Source organism: Streptomyces fuscigenes (assembly GCF_021556455.1).
Lineage (GTDB): Bacteria > Actinomycetota > Actinomycetes > Streptomycetales > Streptomycetaceae > Streptomyces > Streptomyces fuscigenes.
The window spans coordinates 1-20,135 of record NZ_JAKGCV010000057.1 but is presented as its reverse complement, the minus strand read 5'-3'; the positions used below and the strand labels follow the sequence as shown (position 1 = coordinate 20,135).

18 protein-coding genes are annotated in these 20,135 nt (G+C 72.1%); 17 read left to right on the top strand and 1 reads right to left on the bottom strand.

Annotated features, from left to right (window positions below; all coding sequences use genetic code 11):
• The 17 genes from L1885_RS08415 to L1885_RS08335 form a co-directional block, all read left to right on the top strand.
• The coding region (locus tag L1885_RS08415) for a DUF5941 domain-containing protein (protein WP_235796384.1) at positions 1–1,555 on the top strand (1,555 nt) is incomplete at its 5' end.
• Positions 1,552–2,301 (top strand): phosphocholine cytidylyltransferase family protein, encoded by a 750-nt coding sequence (locus tag L1885_RS08410; protein WP_235796383.1) that lies wholly within the window; start codon positions 1,552–1,554, stop codon positions 2,299–2,301. The genes L1885_RS08415 and L1885_RS08410, both read left to right, overlap by 4 nt.
• The gene (locus L1885_RS08405) at positions 2,289–3,350 is read left to right on the top strand and encodes an iron-containing alcohol dehydrogenase family protein (RefSeq protein ID WP_235796382.1); all 1,062 of its coding nucleotides are present in this window, start codon (positions 2,289–2,291) and stop codon (positions 3,348–3,350) included. Before L1885_RS08410 ends, L1885_RS08405 begins: the two co-directional genes overlap by 13 nt.
• Positions 3,328–4,212: a CDP-alcohol phosphatidyltransferase family protein gene (locus L1885_RS08400; RefSeq protein WP_235796381.1), complete on the top strand. Its 885-nt coding sequence runs from the start codon at positions 3,328–3,330 to the stop codon at positions 4,210–4,212. The genes L1885_RS08405 and L1885_RS08400 overlap by 23 nt, the downstream gene beginning before the upstream one ends.
• Before the next feature lie 119 nt (positions 4,213–4,331).
• On the top strand, positions 4,332–5,231 hold the full coding sequence (locus L1885_RS08395) for an ABC transporter permease (RefSeq protein WP_235796380.1): 900 nt from the start codon (positions 4,332–4,334) through the stop codon (positions 5,229–5,231).
• A gap of 1 nt (position 5,232) precedes the next feature.
• Positions 5,233–6,024: an ABC transporter ATP-binding protein gene (locus tag L1885_RS08390; protein ID WP_372481890.1), complete on the top strand. Its 792-nt coding sequence runs from the start codon at positions 5,233–5,235 to the stop codon at positions 6,022–6,024.
• Positions 6,025–6,416: 392 nt separating this feature from the next.
• A complete protein-coding gene (gene hpnC / locus L1885_RS08385) occupies positions 6,417–7,334 on the top strand; it encodes a squalene synthase HpnC (protein ID WP_235796379.1) in 918 nt (305 codons plus the stop codon).
• A 26-nt stretch (positions 7,335–7,360) separates the two neighbouring features.
• On the top strand, positions 7,361–8,281 hold the full coding sequence (hpnD, locus tag L1885_RS08380) for a presqualene diphosphate synthase HpnD (RefSeq protein WP_235796378.1): 921 nt from the start codon (positions 7,361–7,363) through the stop codon (positions 8,279–8,281).
• 109 nt (positions 8,282–8,390) lie between these two features.
• On the top strand, positions 8,391–9,776 hold the full coding sequence (gene hpnE, locus L1885_RS08375) for a hydroxysqualene dehydroxylase HpnE (protein WP_235796377.1): 1,386 nt from the start codon (positions 8,391–8,393) through the stop codon (positions 9,774–9,776).
• The gene (locus L1885_RS08370; protein WP_235796376.1) at positions 9,773–10,888 is read left to right on the top strand and encodes a polyprenyl synthetase family protein; all 1,116 of its coding nucleotides are present in this window, start codon (positions 9,773–9,775) and stop codon (positions 10,886–10,888) included. The genes hpnE and L1885_RS08370 overlap by 4 nt, the downstream gene beginning before the upstream one ends.
• A 125-nt stretch (positions 10,889–11,013) precedes the next feature.
• Positions 11,014–13,008: a squalene--hopene cyclase gene (gene shc, locus L1885_RS08365; protein ID WP_235796375.1), complete on the top strand. Its 1,995-nt coding sequence runs from the start codon at positions 11,014–11,016 to the stop codon at positions 13,006–13,008.
• Positions 13,005–13,661 (top strand): phosphorylase family protein, encoded by a 657-nt coding sequence (locus L1885_RS08360; protein WP_235796374.1) that lies wholly within the window; start codon positions 13,005–13,007, stop codon positions 13,659–13,661. Before shc ends, L1885_RS08360 begins: the two co-directional genes overlap by 4 nt.
• 5 nt (positions 13,662–13,666) lie before the next feature.
• Positions 13,667–14,686, top strand: coding sequence for an adenosyl-hopene transferase HpnH (gene hpnH / locus L1885_RS08355; protein ID WP_235796373.1), 1,020 nt, complete (start codon positions 13,667–13,669; stop codon positions 14,684–14,686).
• A gap of 150 nt (positions 14,687–14,836) precedes the next feature.
• Positions 14,837–16,717 (top strand): 1-deoxy-D-xylulose-5-phosphate synthase, encoded by a 1,881-nt coding sequence (gene dxs / locus L1885_RS08350; protein ID WP_235796372.1) that lies wholly within the window; start codon positions 14,837–14,839, stop codon positions 16,715–16,717.
• Positions 16,714–18,159 carry an aspartate aminotransferase family protein gene (locus L1885_RS08345; RefSeq protein WP_235796371.1) on the top strand — a complete coding sequence of 482 codons (1,446 nt, stop codon included), beginning with the start codon at positions 16,714–16,716 and terminating at the stop codon, positions 18,157–18,159. The genes dxs and L1885_RS08345 overlap by 4 nt, the downstream gene beginning before the upstream one ends.
• A gap of 82 nt (positions 18,160–18,241) precedes the next feature.
• Positions 18,242–18,874, top strand: a complete 633-nt coding sequence (locus tag L1885_RS08340) for a helix-turn-helix domain-containing protein (protein ID WP_235796370.1) — start codon at positions 18,242–18,244, stop codon at positions 18,872–18,874.
• Between the two features lie 70 nt (positions 18,875–18,944).
• Positions 18,945–19,100 carry a DUF6126 family protein gene (locus L1885_RS08335; RefSeq protein WP_235796369.1) on the top strand — a complete coding sequence of 52 codons (156 nt, stop codon included), beginning with the start codon at positions 18,945–18,947 and terminating at the stop codon, positions 19,098–19,100.
• Here L1885_RS08335 and L1885_RS08330 read toward each other — a convergent pair.
• On the bottom strand, positions 19,086–19,853 hold the full coding sequence (locus tag L1885_RS08330) for a tyrosine-protein phosphatase (RefSeq protein ID WP_235796385.1): 768 nt from the start codon (positions 19,851–19,853) through the stop codon (positions 19,086–19,088). The two genes, L1885_RS08335 and L1885_RS08330, sit on opposite strands and share 15 nt — an antisense overlap.
• Positions 19,854–20,135: the final 282 nt, after the last annotated feature.

Genomic DNA, 20,135 nt, shown 5'->3' with positions numbered 1-20,135 from the left:
GGCCCCGCGCACCGACGCCCTCGCCGACCGGGTCGCCGCCGCGCTGGAGGCCGGCGGCGACGGGGTGCACCGCGCCGAGCTGGGCTCGCTGGTGGCGGCCGTCCCCGAGGACGCTGCCGCGCGCGCGGAGGCGGAACGCTCCGTGGCCGCCGTGGACGACGAGGCCGTCCGCCTGAAGTCGGCGGTGAAGGCCCGGGACGGCTTCTTCACCACCTTCTTCGTCTCCACCTACTCCCGCTACATCGCGCGCTGGTGCGCCCGGCGCGGCCTCACGCCGAACCAGGTCACCACCGCCTCGCTCGTGACCGCCGTGATCGCCGCCGCCTGCGCGGCCACCGGGACCCGCGGCGGCTACGTCGCCGCAGGCGTGCTGCTGTACTGCTCGTTCGTCCTGGACTGCACGGACGGACAGCTCGCCCGGTACTCGCTGCAGTACTCGACCCTCGGCGCGTGGCTCGACGCCACCTTCGACCGCGCCAAGGAGTACGCGTACTACGCGGGCCTCGCCCTCGGCGCCGCGCGCGGCGGGGACGACGTGTGGGCGCTGGCGCTCGGCGCCATGGTCCTGCAGACGTGCCGGCACGTCGTGGACTTCTCGTTCAACGAGGCCTACGCGAACAGCACCGCCGCCACCGGCGCGTCCGCCGCAACGGCCGCCTCCGCCGGCCCGGACAAGCCCGTCGCGGGCACGCCGACCTCCGCGCTGTCGAGCCGGCTGGACCGCGTCGGCTGGACGGTCTGGGTGCGCCGCATGATCGTCCTGCCCATCGGCGAGCGCTGGGCCATGATCGCGGTCCTGACGGCCGTGACCACCCCGCGCATCACCTTCTACGCGCTGCTCATCGGCTGCGCCTTCGCCGCCTGCTACACCACGGCGGGCCGCGTGCTGCGCTCCGTCATGCGCCGGGCCAGGCGCACCGGGCAGTCGGCCCGCGCCCTCGCCGACCTCGCGGACAGCGGCCCGCTCTCCCGCGCGGTCTCGGCGCTGCTGCGCGCACCGGCCCGGCGGCTCCCGTCGGTCCTCGCGCTCGCGCTCGCGCTGGCGGGCGGCGGGGTGCTCGCCGCCACGGCGGCCTTCGCCAGGATCGACGGGCCCTGGCCGGTGCTCGCGGCGCTGCTGTACGTGGTGACCTCGGGCCTCGCGGTCGGCAGGACTTTGAGCGGACCGCTCGACTGGCTGCTCGCGCCCCTGTTCCGGGCCGCCGAGTACGGAACCGTCCTGCTGATCGCCGCGCGCAGCGGGGTGAACGGGGCCTTGCCGGCGGCTTTCGGCCTGGTTGCGGCCGTCGCCTACCATCACTACGACACGACCTACCGCATCCGCGGCGGAACGGGCGCGCCGCCGCGGGCCCTGGTGCTGGCGCTCGGCGGCCACGAGACGAGGACGCTCGTGGCCGTCGCCCTCGCCGCGCTGCTGGTGACCCGCGGCACGGACTACGCCGTGGCCCTCACCGTCCTCGCGGTGCTCGTGGCCCTGGTCGCGCTGTTCGAGTCCATCCGGTTCTGGGTGTCCTCGTCCGCGCCCGCCGTACACGACGAAGGAGAAACGGCATGATCGGCCTGGTTCTGGCAGCCGGTGCGGGACGGCGTCTGCGCCCCTACACCGACACCCTCCCGAAGGCCCTCGTGCCCGTCGACCCCGCCGGCGAGGGCGGCATCACGGTGCTCGACATCGCCCTCGGCAACTTCGCGGCCGTCGGCCTGACCGAGGCCGCCGTCGTCGTCGGCTACCGCAAGGAGGCCGTCTACGCGCGCAAGGCCGAACTGGAGGAGCGCCACGGCCTGAGCATCACCCTCGTCGACAACGACAAGGCCGAGGAGTGGAACAACGCCTACTCCCTGTGGTGCGCCCGCGACCTGCTCGGCGAGGGCGTCATCCTCGCCAACGGCGACACCGTGCACCCCGTGTCGGTCGAGCAGGACCTCCTGAAGGCGCGCGGCCGCGGCCGCCGGATCATCCTCGCCCTGGACACCGTCAAGACGCTGGCCGACGAGGAGATGAAGGTGGTCTGCGACACCTCCTCGGCCGTGCGCCGGATCACCAAGCTGATGGACCCCGCCGAGGCGACGGGGGAGTACATCGGCGTCACGCTGATCGAGCCGGACGCCGCCGCGGACCTCGCGGACGCGCTGAAGGCCACGTACGAGCGGGACCCGCAGCTCTACTACGAGGACGGGTACCAGGAGCTCGTGAACCGCGGCTTCACGATCGACGTCGCGCCCATCGGGGACGTGCCGTGGGTGGAGATCGACAACCACGACGACCTCGCGAAGGGCCGGGGGATCGCGTGCCAGTACTGACCCGGCTCATCCCCTCGCCGCTCGTCGTCGACATCAGCCGGGGCGCGCTGGACTCCCTCGCCTCCCTCCTCGCCGACCAGCGCATCTCCGCGTCGGGCCGGCTCGCGTTCGCGATCAGCGGCGGATCGGGCCAGGCCCTGCGCGAACGTCTCCGGCCGGGGCTGCCGGGAGCCGACTGGTACGAGGTCGCGGACGGCACGATCGACGCCGCCGTCCGGCTCGCGGACGAGATCAAGGGCAGCCGCTACGACGCCGTGGTCGGACTCGGCGGCGGCAAGATCATCGACGTGACGAAGTACGCGGCGGCCCGGGTCGGCCTGCCCATGGTCGCCGTCGCCACGAACCTGTCGCACGACGGTCTGTGCTCGCCGGTCGCCACCCTCGACAACGACAACGGACGCGGCTCGTACGGCGTGCCGACGCCCATCGCGGTCGTGATCGACCTCGACGTGATCCGCGAGGCCCCGGCCCGCTTCGTGCGCTCCGGCATCGGCGACGCGATCTCCAACCTGTCCTCGCTCGCGGACTGGGAGCTGTCGCGGAGCGTCAACGGCGAGGCCGTCGACGGCCTCGCGGCGGCCATGGCCCGGCAGGCCGGCGAGGCGGTGCTGCGCCACCCCGGCACGGTGGCCGACGACGACTTCGTGACCGTCCTCGCGGAGTCCCTCGTGCTGACCGGCATCGCCATGTCGATCAGCGGCGACACCCGCCCCTCCTCGGGCGCCTGCCACGAGATCAGCCACGCGTTCGACCTGCTCCACCCGAAGCGGTGCGCGCTGCACGGCGAGCAGGTCGGCCTCGGCGCCGCGTTCGCCATGCACCTGCGCGGCGCGCGGGACGAGGCGCAGCTGTTCGCGCGGGTCCTGCGCCGCCACGGGCTGCCCGTGCTGCCGGAGGAGATCGGCTTCACGACGGACGAGTTCGTCGCGGCGGTCGCGTACGCGCCGCAGACCCGGCCGGGGCGGTTCACGATCCTCGAACACCTCGACCTGTCCACCGACCAGATCAGGGACGCCTACGAGGACCATGCGAAGACCATCCGCGGCTGAGCTGCGCCCGGTCGTGCATCCCGCCGGGGTGAAGGACCGGCGCAGCGGCGAGCACTGGGCAGGCCGCCTCTACATGCGGGAGGTCTCGCTCAGGATCGACCCGTACCTGGTGAACACCCGCGTCACGCCCAACCAGCTCACGTACCTGATGGTGCTCACGGGGATCCTGGGCGGCGCGGTGCTCCTGGTGCCGGGCCTGCTCGGTGCCGTCCTCGCCGTCGTGCTCTTCCAGGTCTACCTGCTGCTGGACTGCGTCGACGGCGAGGTGGCGCGCTGGCGCGGACAGACGTCCGTGACGGGCGTCTACCTGGACCGGGTGGGCCACTACCTGTGCGAGGCCGCTCTGCTGATCGGCTTCGGCCTGCGCGGCGCCGACGTGTTCCGCCACGGCGGCGGCGCCGTCTCCTGGCTGTGGGCCTTCCTCGGCACGCTGGCCGCGCTCGGCGCCATCCTCGTCAAGGCGGAGACCGATCTGGTGGACGTGGCGCGGCAGCGCAGCGGCCTGCCCGCCGTCACCGACTCGGCGTCCGCACCGCGCTCGGCGGGGCTCGCCCTGGCCCGGCGGGCCGCGGCGGCGCTGAGGTTCCACCGGCTGGTCGGCGGCATCGAGGCCAGCCTCCTCGTCCTGCTGGCGGCGGTCCTGGACGCCTGCGCCCCGACCGGCAGCGGCCTGTTCTTCACCCGTCTGGGTGTCGTGGTCCTCGCGGCCGTCGCGGTGGCCCAGACCGTGCTGCACCTGGTGTCCATCCTGGCGTCCAGCAGGCTGCGGGCCGAGGAGGGCGCCGCGCGACCGGGCGGGGCCCCGGAAGGGGGCCCCGACGCCTCCGGGCACACGGCCGGCCCGGGAGGGGGCCGGGACTGATCCCGGCCGGCCACCACCGCCGGGCCACCGCGCCCCGCGCCGGCGTCCCGGCCCCGCCGAGGCGTCCGAACGCCGGAGCGCCCAGACCCCCGACCGACCCAGCACAGGAGGGTTCGAACGTGAACAGCGCCCTTCAGCCCCTGGACGAGGGGCTGCCGCCGGCGGAGCTCGCGGCGCGGCACGGGCTGTCGGTGAGCGGCGCCCGGCCCGCGCTGCCGGAGTACGTGCGGCGGCTGTGGGGGAGGCGCCATTTCGTCGTGGCATTCAGCAGTGCCAAGCTGACGGCCCAGTACAGCCAGGCGAAGCTCGGCCAGATCTGGCAGCTCGTGACGCCACTGCTCAACGCGGCCGTCTACTATCTGATCTTCGGCCTGATCCTGGGGACGCGCCGGGGCATTCCGCACGACGTCTTCATCCCGTTCCTCGTCACGGGCGTCTTCATCTTCAACTTCACGCAGAGCTCGGTCACCGCGGGCGTGCGCGCCATCTCCGGCAACCTGGGCCTGGTGCGGGCGCTGCACTTCCCGCGCGCGGCCCTCCCCGTCTCGTTCGCCCTCCAGCAGCTCCAGCAGCTGCTGTACTCCATGGTCATCCTGGTCGTGGTGGCGATCGCCTTCGGCAGCTACCCGGGGCCGCGCTGGGTGCTCGCGCTGCCCGCACTGGCCCTGCAGTTCGTCTTCAACGTCGGCCTGACGATGATCATGGCCAGGCTGGGGAGCAGGACCCCCGACTTCGCGCAGCTCATGCCGTTCGTCCTGCGCACCTGGATGTACGCGTCCGGAGTGATGTACTCGATCCCCGTCATGCTCGAGGGGAAACCCGAGTGGATCAAAGTGGCGTTGCAGCACAATCCCCTCGCCGTGTACATGGACCTGGTGCGCTACGCCCTGATCCACGGTTACGGTGCAGACAACCTGCCCGCGCACATCTGGCTGTACGGGCTCGGATGGGCGGTGCTCCTGGGCGTCGCGGGGTTCATCTATTTCTGGAAGGCTGAGGAGCAGTACGGCCGTGGCTGACATTTCTCTGGACAAGCCGGACGCGGAAGAGCGCGTGCCCACCGTGATCGCCGACGACGTCCACATCGTGTACCGCGTCAACGGCGGCAGCCGCGGCAGGGGCAGCGCGACGGCGGCGCTCAGCCGGATCGTGCGCCGGGACAAGAGCGAGCCGCGCGGCGCCCGCAAGGTGCACGCGGTGCGCGGTGTCACGTTCACCGCCTACCGCGGCGAGGCCATCGGCCTGATCGGCTCGAACGGCTCGGGCAAGTCGACGCTGCTGCGCGCGATCGCCGGCCTGCTGCCCCCCGAGCGGGGCAAGGTCTACACCGACGGCCAGCCCTCGCTGCTCGGTGTGAACGCGGCCCTCATGAACGACCTGACGGGCGAGCGCAATGTGATCCTCGGCGGCCTGGCCATGGGCATGTCGCGGGAGGAGATCAAGAGCAGGTACCAGGAGATCGTCGACTTTTCCGGCATCAATGAGAAGGGCGACTTCATCACGCTTCCGATGCGTACCTACTCGTCCGGTATGGCCGCGAGGTTGCGCTTCTCCATCGCCGCCGCGAAGAACCACGACGTCCTGATGATCGACGAGGCGCTGGCGACCGGTGACCGGAAGTTCCAGGTCCGCTCGGAGGAGCGGATCAGGGAACTGCGCAAGGAAGCCGGCACGGTGTTCCTCGTCAGTCACAGCAACAAGTCCATCCGGGACACCTGCGACCGTGTGCTGTGGCTGGAGAAGGGCGAGCTCCTGATGGACGGCCCCACCGAAGAGGTGCTGAAGGCGTACGAGAAGGAAACCGGCAAGTAGCCCGCTTCCGACGGTGTTCGAGGCCCCCGCCGGCTCCAGCGGCGGGGGCCTTCGCGTGCCCGGACGGCCGCCGGCATCGTCAAGGGCGGGTCAAGTCGAGGGCCCGGGGGAAGCGTTGGCGCGGATCGCAGCGTTCTTGTAATGCGGTCAACACCCCCGCCGCGACCCTTCCCGTTGTACAACGTAAGCTGAGCTGGTTCTGAATTCACGGCAAGTGGGGTGATTCCCCCTGAGTACCCCGCCTGCCGCAGTGGTGATTCCTCGGGAGGGCGGGCGGCGTGTCCGAAATAGGATGTATTCGGTCGGCAGTGTAGAACGGGAGATATGACGGAAATGACGGACAATCTCCGGCTCTGCGAGGATTACGCCGTCCCCGTAATGGGAAGCCGCGCGTGACGGATCCGAGCAGGCGCGCCCAGGCCCCCGCGCGCGACACACTGGACAAGGCCGCGGACGAGAATTTCCCCGTGGCCCCGTTTTTCCTGCCCCGCGCATGGCGCGACGACCTGATGGCCGTCTACGGCTACTCCCGCCTCGTCGACGACATCGGCGACGGCGACCTGGCCCCCGGCGGGGCGGACGCGCGCCACCTGGGCGTCGCCCCCGGGCAGGCCGAGGACCGCGGTGTCATGCTGGACGCCTTCGAGGCCGACCTGCGACGCGTGTTCGAGCCGTCGGGCCCCGCGCCCTCGCACCCGCTCCTGCGGGGGCTCGTCCCCACCGTCCGCCGCCGCTCCCTGCCGCCCGAGCCCTTCCTCGGCCTCGTGGCCGCCAACCGCCAGGACCAGCTCGTACGCCGCTACGAGACCTACGACGACCTGCTCGCCTACTGCGAGCTCTCGGCCAATCCGGTGGGCCGGCTGGTCCTCGGCATCACCGGCACCGCGACCCCCGAGCGCCTGCGCCACTCCGACGCGGTCTGCACCGCGCTGCAGATCGTCGAGCACCTCCAGGACGTCGCGGAGGACCTCGGCAGGGACCGCATCTACCTGCCGGCCGAGGACATGAAGCGGTTCCGGGTCGGCGAGGACGACCTCGCCGCCGCGACGGCGAACGCCTCGGTGCGTACGCTGATCGCGTTCGAGGCGCAGCGTGCGAGGGACCTGCTGGACGAGGGTGCGCCCCTGGTGGGTAGCGTCACCGGCAGACTCCGGCTGCTGCTCGCCGGATTCGTGGCAGGAGGGCGCGCCGCCCTCGCTTCGATCGCGGCCGCCGGGCACGATGTGCTCCCCGGACCGCCCAAGCCCACCAAGCCGCGGCTGCTGCGCGAAGTGGGAGCTGTCTTGCGAAGTGCGCACAGAGAGGGGTGAGCCGGAACGTGGAGGGACAGACACCCATGTCGTCCGCGCCGGTACAGGCGGCCTACCGCTACTGCGAGGCGGTGACCGGGCAGCAGGCCCGGAACTTCGCCTACGGCATCAGGCTGCTGCCTGCCGCCAAGCGGCAGGCCATGTCGGCGTTGTACGCGCTCTCGCGCCGGGTCGACGACATCGGCGACGGGACGCTCGACACCGCGACCAAGGAGGCCAGGCTCAAGGAGACCCGCGTCCTCCTCGACCGGGTGCGCAAGGGCACCGTGGAGGAGGACGACACCGATCCGGTGGCGGTCGCCCTCAGCGACGCGGCACGGCGCTTCCCCATCCCGATCGACGCGCTCGACGAGCTCATCGACGGTGTCCTCATGGACGTCCACGGCGAGACGTACGAGACCTGGGACGACCTGAAGGTCTACTGCCGTTGTGTCGCGGGCGGCATCGGGCGCCTCTCGCTCGGTGTGTTCGGCGGCGGGCCGGCCGCGACCTCGGAGCGCGCCTTCGGCTACGCCGACACGCTGGGCCTCGCGCTCCAGCTGACCAACATCCTGCGCGACGTGCGCGAGGACGCGGGCAACGGGCGCACCTACCTGCCCGCCGAGGACCTCGCCAAGTTCGGCTGCTCGGCGGGCTTCCACAGCGCCACCCCGCCCGCCGGCTCCGACTTCGCGGGCCTCGTCCACTTCGAGGCGCGGCGGGCCCGCCGCCTGTTCGCCGAGGGCTACCAGCTGCTCCCGCTGCTGGACCGGCGCAGCGGAGCGTGCGTCGCGGCCATGGCGGGGATCTACCGCCGCCTCCTCGACCGGATCGAGCGCGACCCGGAGGCGGTACTCAGGGGGCGGGTGTCACTCCCGGGGCGCGAGAAGGCGTATGTTGCCGTGCGCGGGCTCTCGGGTCTCGACGCCCGCCACATCTCACGACGGACCACCAGGGGGCGCGGCTGATGCGGCACATCGCCGATGGCGCGCACCCGCATGCCCGCAGCACCGCCCGCGCGGCAACCTTCGCGTACCCGGCCGCGTCCCTGGACGTGACCGCACGAGGGGAGCGCGCATGACCGGGGCCGACGAAGCCCAACCGGCCAGGGCCGTGGTGGTCGGCGGAGGGCTCGCCGGTGTCACCGCGGCCCTCCGCCTGGCCGACGCCGGGCTCGACGTCACGCTGCTCGAGGGCCGCCCCCGACTGGGCGGCCTCGCCTTCTCGTTCAGCCGCAAGGACCTCACGGTCGACAACGGGCAGCACGTCTACCTGCGCTGCTGCACCGCCTACCGGTGGTTCCTCGACCGGGTCGAGGGCGCCGGGCTGGCCCCGCTGCAGGACCGGCTGGACGTACCGGTTCTCGACGTCGGCGGCGCGCGGCCGCGTCTGGGCCGGCTGCGCCGCAACGGCCTGCCCGTGCCCCTGCACCTGAGCGCCGGCCTCGCGCTCTACCCCCACCTCTCGCTCGCCGAGCGCGCGTCCGTGGGGCGCGCCGCGCTCGCCCTGCGCAAGCTCGACCCCGACGACCCGGCCTTGGACGACGTCGACTTCGCCACCTGGCTGCACCGCCACGGCCAGTCGCCGCGCACGGTCGAGGCGTTGTGGGACCTCGTCGGTGTGGCCACCCTGAACGCGACCGCCGAGCAGAGCTCGCTGGGCCTCGCCGCGAAGGTGTTCAAGACCGGCCTGCTGACCGAACCCGGCGCCGCCGACATCGGCTGGGCCCGGGTCCCCCTCGGCGAACTGCACGACACCCTCCCCGCCAAGGCCCTCGCGGCCGCCGGCGTACGGACCGAACTGCGCGCCCGCGTCAGCGGCATCACGCCCCGCGCCGGCGGCGGCTGGCAGGTCGGCACGGAGGGCGGGACGTTCGAGGCGGACACCGTCGTCCTCGCCGTCGCGCAGCGGGAGGCACACGCCCTGCTGCCCGAGGGCGCGCTGGCCGACCCCGGGAGGCTGCTCGCCATCGAGACCGCCCCGATCCTCAACGTTCACGTGGTGTACGACCGTCAGGTCCTGCGCCGTCCGTTCTTCGCCGCACTCGGCTCCCCGGTCCAGTGGGTGTTCGACCGCACCGAGCCCTCCGGCCTGACGGACGGCCAGTACCTGGCGCTGTCCCAGTCGGCGGCCCAGGACGAGATCGACCTCCCGGTGGCGGAGCTCAGGGAGCGCTACCTTCCCGAACTCGAACGGCTGCTGCCCGCCGCGCGCGGCGCCGGGGTGCGGGACTTCTTCGTCACCCGGGAGCGCACGGCGACCTTCGCGCCCACCCCGGGTGTGGGGCGGCTGCGTCCCGCGGCCCGAACCGACGCGCCGGGACTGTTCCTGGCCGGTTCGTGGACCGCCACCGGCTGGCCCGCGACCATGGAGGGTGCTGTGCGCAGCGGCCTCACCGCCGCGGGCGCCGCCCTGACCGAGCTCGGCCGTCCCCACGAACACCCCTTGAAGGAGACGGCATGAGCCTGGGCACTGCACCGACGAGTACTGGAACCAGAGGAGAGACCGTGCCGACACTGCCCCCGGCAGACCTGGCTGTCGACACCGCGGACGTCAACGCGCTGCTCGATCGCGGGCGGAGCCTTGCGACACCGGTGCTGCGTGCGGCCGTCGACCGGCTCGCGCCGCCCATGGACACCGTCTCGGCGTACCACTTCGGCTGGATCGACGCCGCAGGCAACCCGGCGGACGGCGACGGCGGCAAGGCCGTGCGCCCCGCGCTCGCCCTGCTGTCGGCGCAGGCCGCAGGTGTGGCCCCCGAAGTGGGCGTGCCGGGCGCGGTGGCGGTGGAGCTGGTGCACAACTTCTCGCTGCTGCACGACGACCTGATGGACGGTGACGAGCAGCGCAGGCACCGCGACACGGTCTGGAAGGTGCACGGGCCCGCGCAGGCGATCCTGGTCGGCGACGCGCTGTTCGCCCTCGCCAACGAGATCCTGCTGGAGATCGGCAGCGCCGAGGCAGGCCGCGCGACGCGCCGCCTCACGAGCGCCACCCGCAAGCTGATCGACGGCCAGGCGCAGGACATCTCCTACGAGCACCGTGAACGGGTCACCGTCGAGGAGTGCCTGACGATGGAGGGGAACAAGACGGGCGCACTGCTCGCCTGCGCCTCCTCCATCGGCGCGGTGCTCGGCGGGGCCGACGACCGCACCGCGGACCTGCTGGAGTCCTACGGCCACCACCTGGGCCTCGCCTTCCAGGCCGTCGACGACCTCCTCGGGATCTGGGGCGACCCGGACTCCACCGGCAAGCAGACGTGGAGCGACCTGAGGCAGCGCAAGAAGTCCCTGCCGGTGGTGGCCGCGCTCGCCGCGGACAACCCGGCTGCGCGCCGGCTCGGCGAACTCCTCGCCGCCGACGCGAAAAGCAATGATTTCGAGACCTTCTCCGAGGAAGAATTCGCCACCCGCGCCGCGCTGATCGAAGAGGCGGGCGGGCGGGAATGGACCTCGCAGGAGGCTCGCCGGCAGCACGCCGTCGCGGTGGAAGCCCTGGCGGGAGTCGACATGCCGGAAGAAGTCCGGGCGCAGTTCGTGGCGCTCGCCGACTTCGTCGTCGTACGAAAGAGATGATCACCATTCCCATATCTGCCCTTTCTGGGGGTTGACCTGAGAGTCGCCGTCCGTACCCGGTCGCACGGGACGCGGACGGCAAAGACCCCAGCACAGCAGAAGCAACACTGCACGGAGGGGAAGTTATGACAGCGACGACCGACGGGAGCGCCGGATCGCTCGGATCCGATGCCGCTTCGGCGGGCGTACCGGCCACCACCGCCGCGGCCGGAGATGTGAGGGCGGCCGCCGAGCGCGCCACCCTCCGGGGTGTCGAACACCTGCTGTCCCGTCAGGACGCCGACGGGTGGTGGAAGGGCGACCTCGAGACCAACGTGACGATGGACGCCGAGGACCTGCTGCTGCGTCAGTTCCTCGGCATCCGGGACGCACACACCACCGAGGCCGCCGCCCTCTTCATCCGGGGCGAGCAGCGGGCCGACGGCACCTGGGCCACCTTCCACGGCGGCCCGGGCGACCTCTCCGCGACGGTCGAGGCGTACGTGGCGCTGCGGCTCGGGGGCGACAGCCCCGAGGACGAGCACATGGCGCGCGCCGCCGAGTGGGTGCGCGAGCAGGGCGGCATCGCCGCCAGCCGGGTCTTCACCCGCATCTGGCTCGCGCTGTTCGGCTGGTGGAAGTGGGACGACCTGCCCGAGATGCCGCCCGAGGTCATCTTCTTCCCGAAGTGGCTTCCGCTCAACGTCTACGACTTCGGCTGCTGGGCCCGTCAGACCATCGTCCCGCTCACGGTGGTGGGCGCCGTGCGCCCGGTGCGGCCCGCCCCCTTCCGCCTGGACGAGCTGCACACCGACCCGGCCCACCCGAACCCGGGCAAGGCCCCGTCCGCCGTCATCAGTTGGGACGGCGCCTTCGAGCGCCTCGACAAGGTGCTGCACGCCTACCGCAAGGTGGCACCGCGCAAGCTGCGCCGCGCGGCGATGCGGGCCGCGTCCCGCTGGATCGTGGAGCGGCAGGAGAACGACGGCTGCTGGGGAGGCATCCAGCCGCCCGCCGTGTACTCCCTGATGGCGCTCCACCTGCTCGGCTACGACCTGGAGCACCCGGTGATGCGCGAGGGCCTCGCCTCCCTCGACCGCTTCGCCGTCTGGCGCGAGGACGGCGCCCGCATGATCGAGGCGTGCCAGTCCCCGGTGTGGGACACCTGCCTCGCGACGATCGCGCTCGCCGACGCGGGCCTCGAGGCCGATCACCCCGCGCTGGTCAAGGCCGCCGACTGGATGCTGGCCGAGGAGGTCACCCGGCCGGGCGACTGGCAGGTCCGCAGGCCCTCCCTGGCCCCCGGAGGCTGGGCGTTCGAGTTCCACAACGACAACTACCCGGACATCGACGACACCGCCGAGGTCATCCTCGCGTTGCGCCGCGTCAACCACCCGGAGGCGGCCAAGCTGGAGAACGCCGTCACCCGCGGCGCGCGCTGGACGCTCGGCATGCAGTCGAAGAACGGCGCCTGGGCCGCGTTCGACGCGGACAACACCAGCCCGTTCCCCAACCGGCTTCCCTTCTGCGACTTCGGTGAGGTCATCGACCCCCCGTCGGCCGACGTCACGGCGCACGTCGTCGAGATGCTGGCGTACGAGGGCAAGACCCACCACCCCGCCACGCGGCGCGGCATCGAATGGCTGCTGGCCGAACAGGAGACCTTCGGCGCGTGGTTCGGCCGCTGGGGCACCAACTACGTGTATGGCACAGGCTCTGTGGTGCCCGCACTGACCGCGGCCGGCCTGCCCACCACGCACCCCGCCGTCCGGCGCGCCGTCACCTGGCTGCGGTCCGTGCAGAACGACGACGGCGGCTGGGGCGAGGACCAGCGCTCGTACTCCGACGACAAGTGGATCGGGCAGGGCGACTCGACGCCCTCGCAGACCGCGTGGGCGCTCATGGCGCTGCTCGCGGCCGGCGAGCGGGAGAGCGAGGCCGTCGAGCGCGGCGTCACGTACCTCGCCAGGACGCAGTTGGAGGACGGCTCGTGGGACGAGCCCCACTTCACCGGCACGGGCTTCCCCTGGGACTTCTCGATCAACTACCACCTGTACCGGCAGGTCTTCCCGGTGACGGCCCTCGGCCGTTACGTGCACGGGGAGCCCCTCGCCGGCCGAGCCCTCCAGGCGGGTCGATGACCGACACCGGGCGGGCGCTGCCCGGCGCGGAACCCACCTCCCTGCTGATCGCCTGCGCGCTCGGCATCGAGAGGTTCGCACTGCGCGGCCGGCGGGGCGAACCCGCCGGACCCGTCACCGTGCTGCGTACGGGCATGGGCCCCGCCAACGCCGAACGCGCCGTCAAGGAGGCGCTCGGCGAGGACCGGCACAGGGACGCGGCCGTCGTCGCGTCCGGGTTCTGCGCCGGTCTCGCCCCGGGCATGAGCCCGGGGGACCTGATCGTCGCCGAGGAGACCAGGGACGCGCGCGGGGTCACGCCCTGCACGGGTGTCGACGTGCTCTCCGAGGCGCTGTCGCGGGCACTGCCCGGACACAGGGTCCACACCGGCCCGCTGACCGGCTCGGACCATGTGGTACGCGGCCAGGAACGGGCCGAACTGCGCACCACGGGAGCCGTCGGGGTGGACATGGAGTCCGCAACGACGCTCCGCACCGCTCTGGAGGCCGGGCCCCGCCCGGTCGCGGCCGTACGCGTGGTCGTGGACGCTCCTGAGCACGAGCTCGTCCGGATCGGCACGGTACGGGGCGGAATATCAGCATTCCGCGTCCTCCGTGCCGTCCTTCCGGTTTTTTATGAATGGCACCGTTCTTTGCTGCTCCCCAGGAGGTGAGCCCGATGGCTATGCCGCTTCGTCAGACCATCAGGGTCGGGACGTACCTTGCCGAACAGAAGCTCCGCAAGCGGGACAAGTTCCCGCTGATCGTGGAGCTCGAGCCCCTGTTCGCATGCAATCTGAAGTGTGAGGGCTGCGGCAAGATCCAGCACCCCGCAGGCGTGCTCAAGCAGCGGATGCCGGTGGCCCAGGCCGTCGGCGCCGTGCTGGAGTCCGGCGCGCCGATGGTCTCGATCGCCGGCGGCGAGCCGCTGATGCACCCCCAGATCGACGAGATCGTCCGCCAGCTGGTCGCGCGGCGGAAGTACGTCTTCCTCTGCACCAACGCGATGCTGCTGCGCAAGAAGCTCGACAAGTTCACGCCGTCGCCGTACTTCTCCTTCACGGTGCACATCGACGGCATGCGCGAGCGCCACGACGAGTCGGTCGCGAAGGAGGGTGTGTTCGACGAGGCCGTGGAGGCCATCAAGGAGGCCAAGCGCCGCGGCTTCCGGGTCACCACGAACTCCACCTTCTTCAACACCGACACGCCGTCGACCATCATCGAGGTGCTCAACTTCCTCAACGACGACCTCAAGGTCGACGAGATGATGATCTCGCCCGCGTACGCCTACGAGAAGGCGCCCGACCAGGACCACTTCCTGGGCGTCACGCAGACCCGCGAGCTGTTCAGGAAGGCGTTCGGCGGCGGCAACAGGAGCAAGTGGCGCCTCAACCACTCGCCCCTGTTCCTGGACTTCCTGGAGGGCAAGGCCGACTTCCCCTGCACCGCCTGGGCCATCCCGAACTACTCGCTCTTCGGCTGGCAGCGCCCGTGCTACCTGATGGCCGACGGATACGTGCCCACGTACCGCCAGCTCATCGAGGAGACCGACTGGAACAAGTACGGCCGGGGCAAGGACGCGCGCTGCGACAACTGCATGGCGCACTGCGGCTACGAACCGACCGCCGTCCTCGCCACGATGGGCTCCCTCAAGGAGACCATCCGCGCCGCGCGCGAGACGGTCGCCGGCACGCGCTGACACCGCGTGGCACGGGGGTCCCGCCACGCGCGGGGCCCCCGGCCGGGCGTGCGGGCACGACCGCCGCCGCGGGGCGTGCGGAGGGTACGGGGTGCCGCTCGGGGCAGCAGCGCTCCCGGCGGTGCGAAACGATCCGAGAGGGGGCCGAGCGTGACGATCCTTGAGACGATCCGAGGGCCACGCGATCTCAAGGCGTTGAGCGAGCACGAGCTCGACGAACTTGCCGAGGACATCCGGGAGTTCCTCATCCAGTCGGTGGCCAGGACCGGCGGCCACCTGGGACCGAACCTCGGGGTGGTGGAGCTCACCGTCGCCCTGCACCGGGTCTTCGACTCGCCCGTCGACCGGATCCTGTGGGACACCGGCCACCAGAGCTACGTCCACAAGCTGCTGACGGGACGTCAGGACTTCTCCAAGCTCCGCGGCAAGGGGGGCCTCTCCGGCTATCCCTCGCGCGCCGAGTCCGAGCACGACGTCATCGAGAACTCGCACGCCTCCACCGTGCTCGGCTGGGCCGACGGCCTCGCCAAGGCCAACGAGGTCCTCGCGAACGACGCGCACGTCGTCGCCGTCATCGGCGACGGTGCGCTCACCGGCGGCATGGCCTGGGAGGCGCTGAACAACATCGCCGCCGACCGCGACCGGCGGCTGATCGTCGTGGTCAACGACAACGGGCGCAGCTACGGTCCCACCATCGGCGGCCTCGCGGCGCACCTCTCGACGCTGCGCATCACCGACGGCTACGAGCGCGCCCTCGCCTGGGGCCGGGACGTCCTGCAGAACACACCCGTCCTCGGAAAGCCGCTGTACGAGTCGCTGCACGGCGCGAAGAAGGGCTTCAAGGACGCCTTCCAGCCGCAGGGCATGTTCGAGGACCTCGGCATCAAGTACCTGGGGCCCATCGACGGCCACGACCGGGCGGCGCTGGAGGCGGCGCTGCAGCGGGCCAGGAAGTACACCGGCCCGGTGCTCGTCCACTGCCTCACCGAGAAGGGCCGCGGCTACCCGCCGGCCCTCAGCGACGAGGCGGACCACTTCCACACGGTCGGCGCGATGGACCCGGCCACGGCCGAGCCGCTCGCGCCGAGCACCCCGTCCTGGACGTCGGTGTTCGCCGACGAGATCGTCGCGATCGGCGAGGAGCGGCCGGACGTCGTCGCCGTCACGGCGGCGATGCTGCACCCCGTCGGGTTCGGGAAGTTCGCCGAACGCTTCCCCGACCGGATCTGGGACGTCGGCATCGCCGAGCAGCACGCGGCCACCTCCGCCGCGGGCCTGGCCACCGGCGGTCTGCACCCCGTGGTCGCCGTGTACGCCACCTTCCTCAACCGCGCCTTCGACCAGGTGCTGATGGACGTCGCACTGCACCGCTGCGGCGTGACCTTCGTCCTCGACCGGGCCGGCGTCACCGGCAGCGACGGGCCCTCGCACAACGGCATGTGGGACATGTCGGTGCTGCAGGTCGTGCCGGGCCTCAGGATCGCCGCGCCGCGCGACGCCGTCCAGCTGCGCGCCCAGCTCCGGGAGGCCGTCGGCGTCGACGACGCACCCACCGTGGTGCGCTTCCCCAAGGAGTCCGTGGGCGAGACGGTGCCCGCGGTGGGCCGCGCCGGCGGCATGGACGTCCTGCACAGCGGCGGGGACGATCCCGAGGTGCTGCTCGTGTCGGCGGGCGCCCTGGCTCCCCAGTGCCTGCGCACCGCCGAGCTGCTGGAGGCACGCGGGGTCGGCTGCACCGTCGTCGACCCTCGCTGGGTCAAGCCGCTCGACGAGCAGCTCGTCCCGCTCGCGCAGCGCCACCGGCTCGTGGCCGTCGTGGAGGACAACAGCCGTACCGGCGGTGTCGGCTGGGCGGTGGCGCAGTTGCTGCGCGACGCCGGCTGCGACGTGCCGGTGCGCACCTTCGGCATCCCCGAGCGGTTCCTCGCGCACGCCAAGCGCGGTGAACTGCTCGCCGACCTCGGCCTGACCCCGGTCGAGATCGCAGGACGTATCAGTGCCGCGTTGGCACGCAAGGAGAATGCGGAATGACCCAGCCCACCGAAGCCCAGGGGCCCTCCGAGCTGAACGAGCCGAAGGAGCTCGCCGCGCCCAAGGGGTTCGATCTGGCACGGCTGCTCGCCGAGCGCGGCGCCGAGCGGTACGAACTGCACGGCAAGTACGTGAACCCGCAGCTGCCCCGCATGCTGCACACGATCGGCTTCGACAAGTTCTACGAGCGGGCCGAGGGCGCCTACTTCTGGGACGCCGACGGCAACGACTACCTGGACATGCTGGCCGGATTCGGCGTCATGGGCCTCGGCCGCCACCACCCCGTCGTCCGCAAGGCCCTGCACGACGTGCTGGACGCCTCCCTCGCCGACCTGACGCGCTTCGACTGCCAGCCGCTGCCGGGCCTGCTCGCGGAGCAGCTGCTCAAGCACAGCCCGCACCTCGACCGGGTCTTCTTCGGCAACAGCGGCACCGAGGCGGTGGAGACCGCCCTGAAGTTCGCCCGCTACGCGACCGGGCGCGGCCGCATCCTGTACGCGTCGCACGCCTTCCACGGCCTGACGACCGGCTCGCTCTCGGTCAACGGCGAGGACAGCTTCCGCGACGGCTTCGCCCCGCTGCTGCCCGACACCGCGATCCCGCTCGGCGACCTGGACGCGCTGGAGCGCGAGCTGAAGAAGGGCGACGTCGCGGGCTTCGTCGTGGAGCCGATCCAGGGCAAGGGAGTCCACGAGACCCCGCCCGGCTTCCTGCGTGCCGCCCAGGAGCTGCTGCACAAGCACAAGGCGCTCCTGATCGCCGACGAGGTGCAGACCGGCATGGGCCGGACCGGGAGGTTCTACGCGTACCAGCACGAGGAGGGCGTCGAGCCCGACCTCGTGTGCGTGGCGAAAGCCCTGTCGGGCGGCTACGTCCCGGTCAGCGCGACGCTCGGCAAGGACTGGATCTTCAAGAAGGTCTACTCCTCGATGGACCGCGTCCTCGTCCACTCGGCCAGCTTCGGCGCGAACGCGCAGGCCATGGCGGCGGGCCTGGCGGTGCTCTCCGTGATGGAGAACGACAAGACCGTCGAGAACGCCCGGCGGACCGGCGGCCTGCTCAAGCAGCGGCTGGCCGACCTGATCCCGAAGTACGAGCTGCTGCACGACGTGCGGGGCCAGGGCCTGATGATCGGCATCGAGTTCGGCCGGCCGAGCTCGCTGAAGCTGCGCAGCCGCTGGACCATGCTGCAGGCGGCCCGCAAGGGCCTGTTCGCGCAGATGGTCGTCGTGCCGCTGCTCCAGAAGCACCGCATCCTCACCCAGGTCTCGGGCGACTTCCTCGAAGTGATCAAGCTGATCCCGCCGCTGGTCGTCGGCGAGCGCGAGGTCGACCGGTTCGTGGACGCCTTCACCGCCGTCATGGACGACGCGCACGGCGGCGGCGGGCTGATGTGGGACTTCGGCAAGACCCTCGTGAAGCAGGCCGTGGCCAACCGCTGAGCGGCCCCGGGCCCGGATCCGCCGTTTTTACCTCCGAGGCAAGTTATTTGCCTCGGAGGAAAATTTCTGGCGCAATGGAGACATGAACACCTCCGGAGCCGCCGCTCGGGCGGCCGGCCCGACCGCCGACGAGCCGCTCCCCGACGTCGCCCCCCGCCTGCGGGAGCTGCGACGCAGCCGCCGCCTCACGCTGGAGGCCGCCGCCGTGCGCGCGGGCCTGTCCGCGGCCCACCTCTCCAGGCTGGAGACGGGGCAGCGGCAGCCGTCGCTGCCCATGCTGCTCGCCCTCGCCCGCATCTACGGTACGACGGTCTCCGACCTTCTGGGGGAGATGCCGCCGGAGCGTGACCCGATCGTGCGGGGAGCGCGGGCCGAGCCGGTCGAGGCCGACGGCTGGGTGTACCGGCAGGCGGGCAACCCCGGCCGCGCCATGCAGCCCCTGCGCGTCACCGTCGAGCACGGCGCACAGGGCAACCTCGTCCGGGTCCACGCGGGCGAGGAGTGGCTCTACGTGCTCGACGGGCGCCTCCGGCTCGCCCTCGGCGACGGCGTGCACGTCCTGGAGCCGGGGGACAGCGCCCACTTCGACTCGCTCGTCCCGCACCGCATCGCCGCGATGGACCCCACGGGCGCCGAGCTGCTGTTCGTCCACACCCTGCTGCAGAGCCCGGCCGGCGACCTGTGCCTAGACGGTCCCGGGTTCCACGAGCGCTGAGCCACCGGCGCCGAGCCGGGCACGCCGAGCCACCACCGCTGGATCACCACCGTTCGAGAGGCGGTCACCCATGTCGCACGACCCGCTGGACAGCCAGAAGCCGGGACACAAGGAAGGTCTCCTGCCGCGCGGCCTCGCGATCAGGCTCTTCGCCTACCTGATCGCGGGCCACGCCATCGCAGGCTTCCTCTACCTGCTCTTCAAGGTCGGCTCACACAACCAGTAGCCGCTCGCGCAGCCGCTCCCGCGTCGCGGGGGCGATCCCGAGGCCGTCGGACAGGTACCTCTCGGTGCCGCCCCAGGTGTCCTCGATCGTCTCGAACGCGGCGCGCAGGTACGCGGAGCGCGCGTCGAACAGGGGGCTGAGGAGCTCCATGACCTCGGCGGACCTGCCCCCGCCCGCCCCCTCGCCGCGCCGGACCCGGTAGCGCCGGTGGGCCTCGTTGGACTTGAGGTAGTCCTCCTCGATCGCGTCGTGCCCGACGCCGAGCGCCAGCAGGATCACCGCCGTCGTGACGCCCGCCCGGTCCTTGCCCGCGGCGCAGTGCAGCAGGACGGGCACGTCGCCCCCGGCCACCGCGTGCACCACCCGGCTGTGCTCCGCCGTCCGCTCCGCGACGGTCTTGCGGTACGACTCGGTCATCCGGTCGGCGGCCCTGCCGTCCGCCAGGATCGAGCGGAGCTGGTCCAGGTCGCCGTGGCGCACCAGCTTCCAGAACTCCGCGCCGTCCGCCGGGTCGTTCAGGGGGATGTTCACGTGGCGGACGCCCGGCAGCTCGATGTCCGGGCCGTCGAGCTTGATGTCGGCCGCGTTGCGGAAGTCGAAGACCGTGTGCAGGCCGAGGGAGGAGAGGAAGACCGCGTCCTCGGCGGTGGCGCCCGCGAGGTGGCCGCTGCGGAACAGCACGCCGTCGCGCACCCGCGTCCCGTCGGCGGCCGGCAGGCCCCCCACGTCCCGGAAGTTGCGCACCCCGCTCAGCTCGGGCTCGGGCGCCTGCCGCGGGGCGCTGCCGGCCGTGTCCGCGACACCGCTCCCGGTCCCGCTCCCGGCCGAAGGGACGTGCTGCGACTCCTGCGTCACGGGTGCTCCTCCGTCGTCGGAGCCGGCGCGGACGCCGGCGCTTCCTTTCCGACCTTAGGCCTTTCCACCCGTGCGGGGCGGAGGCGGGTGGCGGGGCGGGCGCGGTGCGGCGCGGCACGGCGCACGGAGTCACGCCCGGGCGGCCGCGAGGCGGGGCGGCGCCCTGTCCGTCCGGCACCG

Bases quoted from the DNA above. Each gene is read 5' to 3' on its own strand.
- L1885_RS08370 (WP_235796376.1), top strand. From the start codon at position 9,773: ATGAGCCTGGGCACTGCACCGACGAGTACTGGAACCAGAGGAGAGACC.
- hpnH (WP_235796373.1), top strand. From the start codon at position 13,667: ATGGCTATGCCGCTTCGTCAGACCATCAGGGTCGGGACGTACCTTGCC.
- L1885_RS08335 (WP_235796369.1), top strand. From the start codon at position 18,945: ATGTCGCACGACCCGCTGGACAGCCAGAAGCCGGGACACAAGGAAGGT.
- L1885_RS08340 (WP_235796370.1), top strand. From the start codon at position 18,242: ATGAACACCTCCGGAGCCGCCGCTCGGGCGGCCGGCCCGACCGCCGAC.
- L1885_RS08400 (WP_235796381.1), top strand. From the start codon at position 3,328: ATGCGAAGACCATCCGCGGCTGAGCTGCGCCCGGTCGTGCATCCCGCC.
- L1885_RS08345 (WP_235796371.1), top strand. From the start codon at position 16,714: ATGACCCAGCCCACCGAAGCCCAGGGGCCCTCCGAGCTGAACGAGCCG.
- shc (WP_235796375.1), top strand. From the start codon at position 11,014: ATGACAGCGACGACCGACGGGAGCGCCGGATCGCTCGGATCCGATGCC.
- hpnD (WP_235796378.1), top strand. From the start codon at position 7,361: ATGTCGTCCGCGCCGGTACAGGCGGCCTACCGCTACTGCGAGGCGGTG.
- L1885_RS08360 (WP_235796374.1), top strand. From the start codon at position 13,005: ATGACCGACACCGGGCGGGCGCTGCCCGGCGCGGAACCCACCTCCCTG.
- hpnE (WP_235796377.1), top strand. From the start codon at position 8,391: ATGACCGGGGCCGACGAAGCCCAACCGGCCAGGGCCGTGGTGGTCGGC.
- L1885_RS08410 (WP_235796383.1), top strand. From the start codon at position 1,552: ATGATCGGCCTGGTTCTGGCAGCCGGTGCGGGACGGCGTCTGCGCCCC.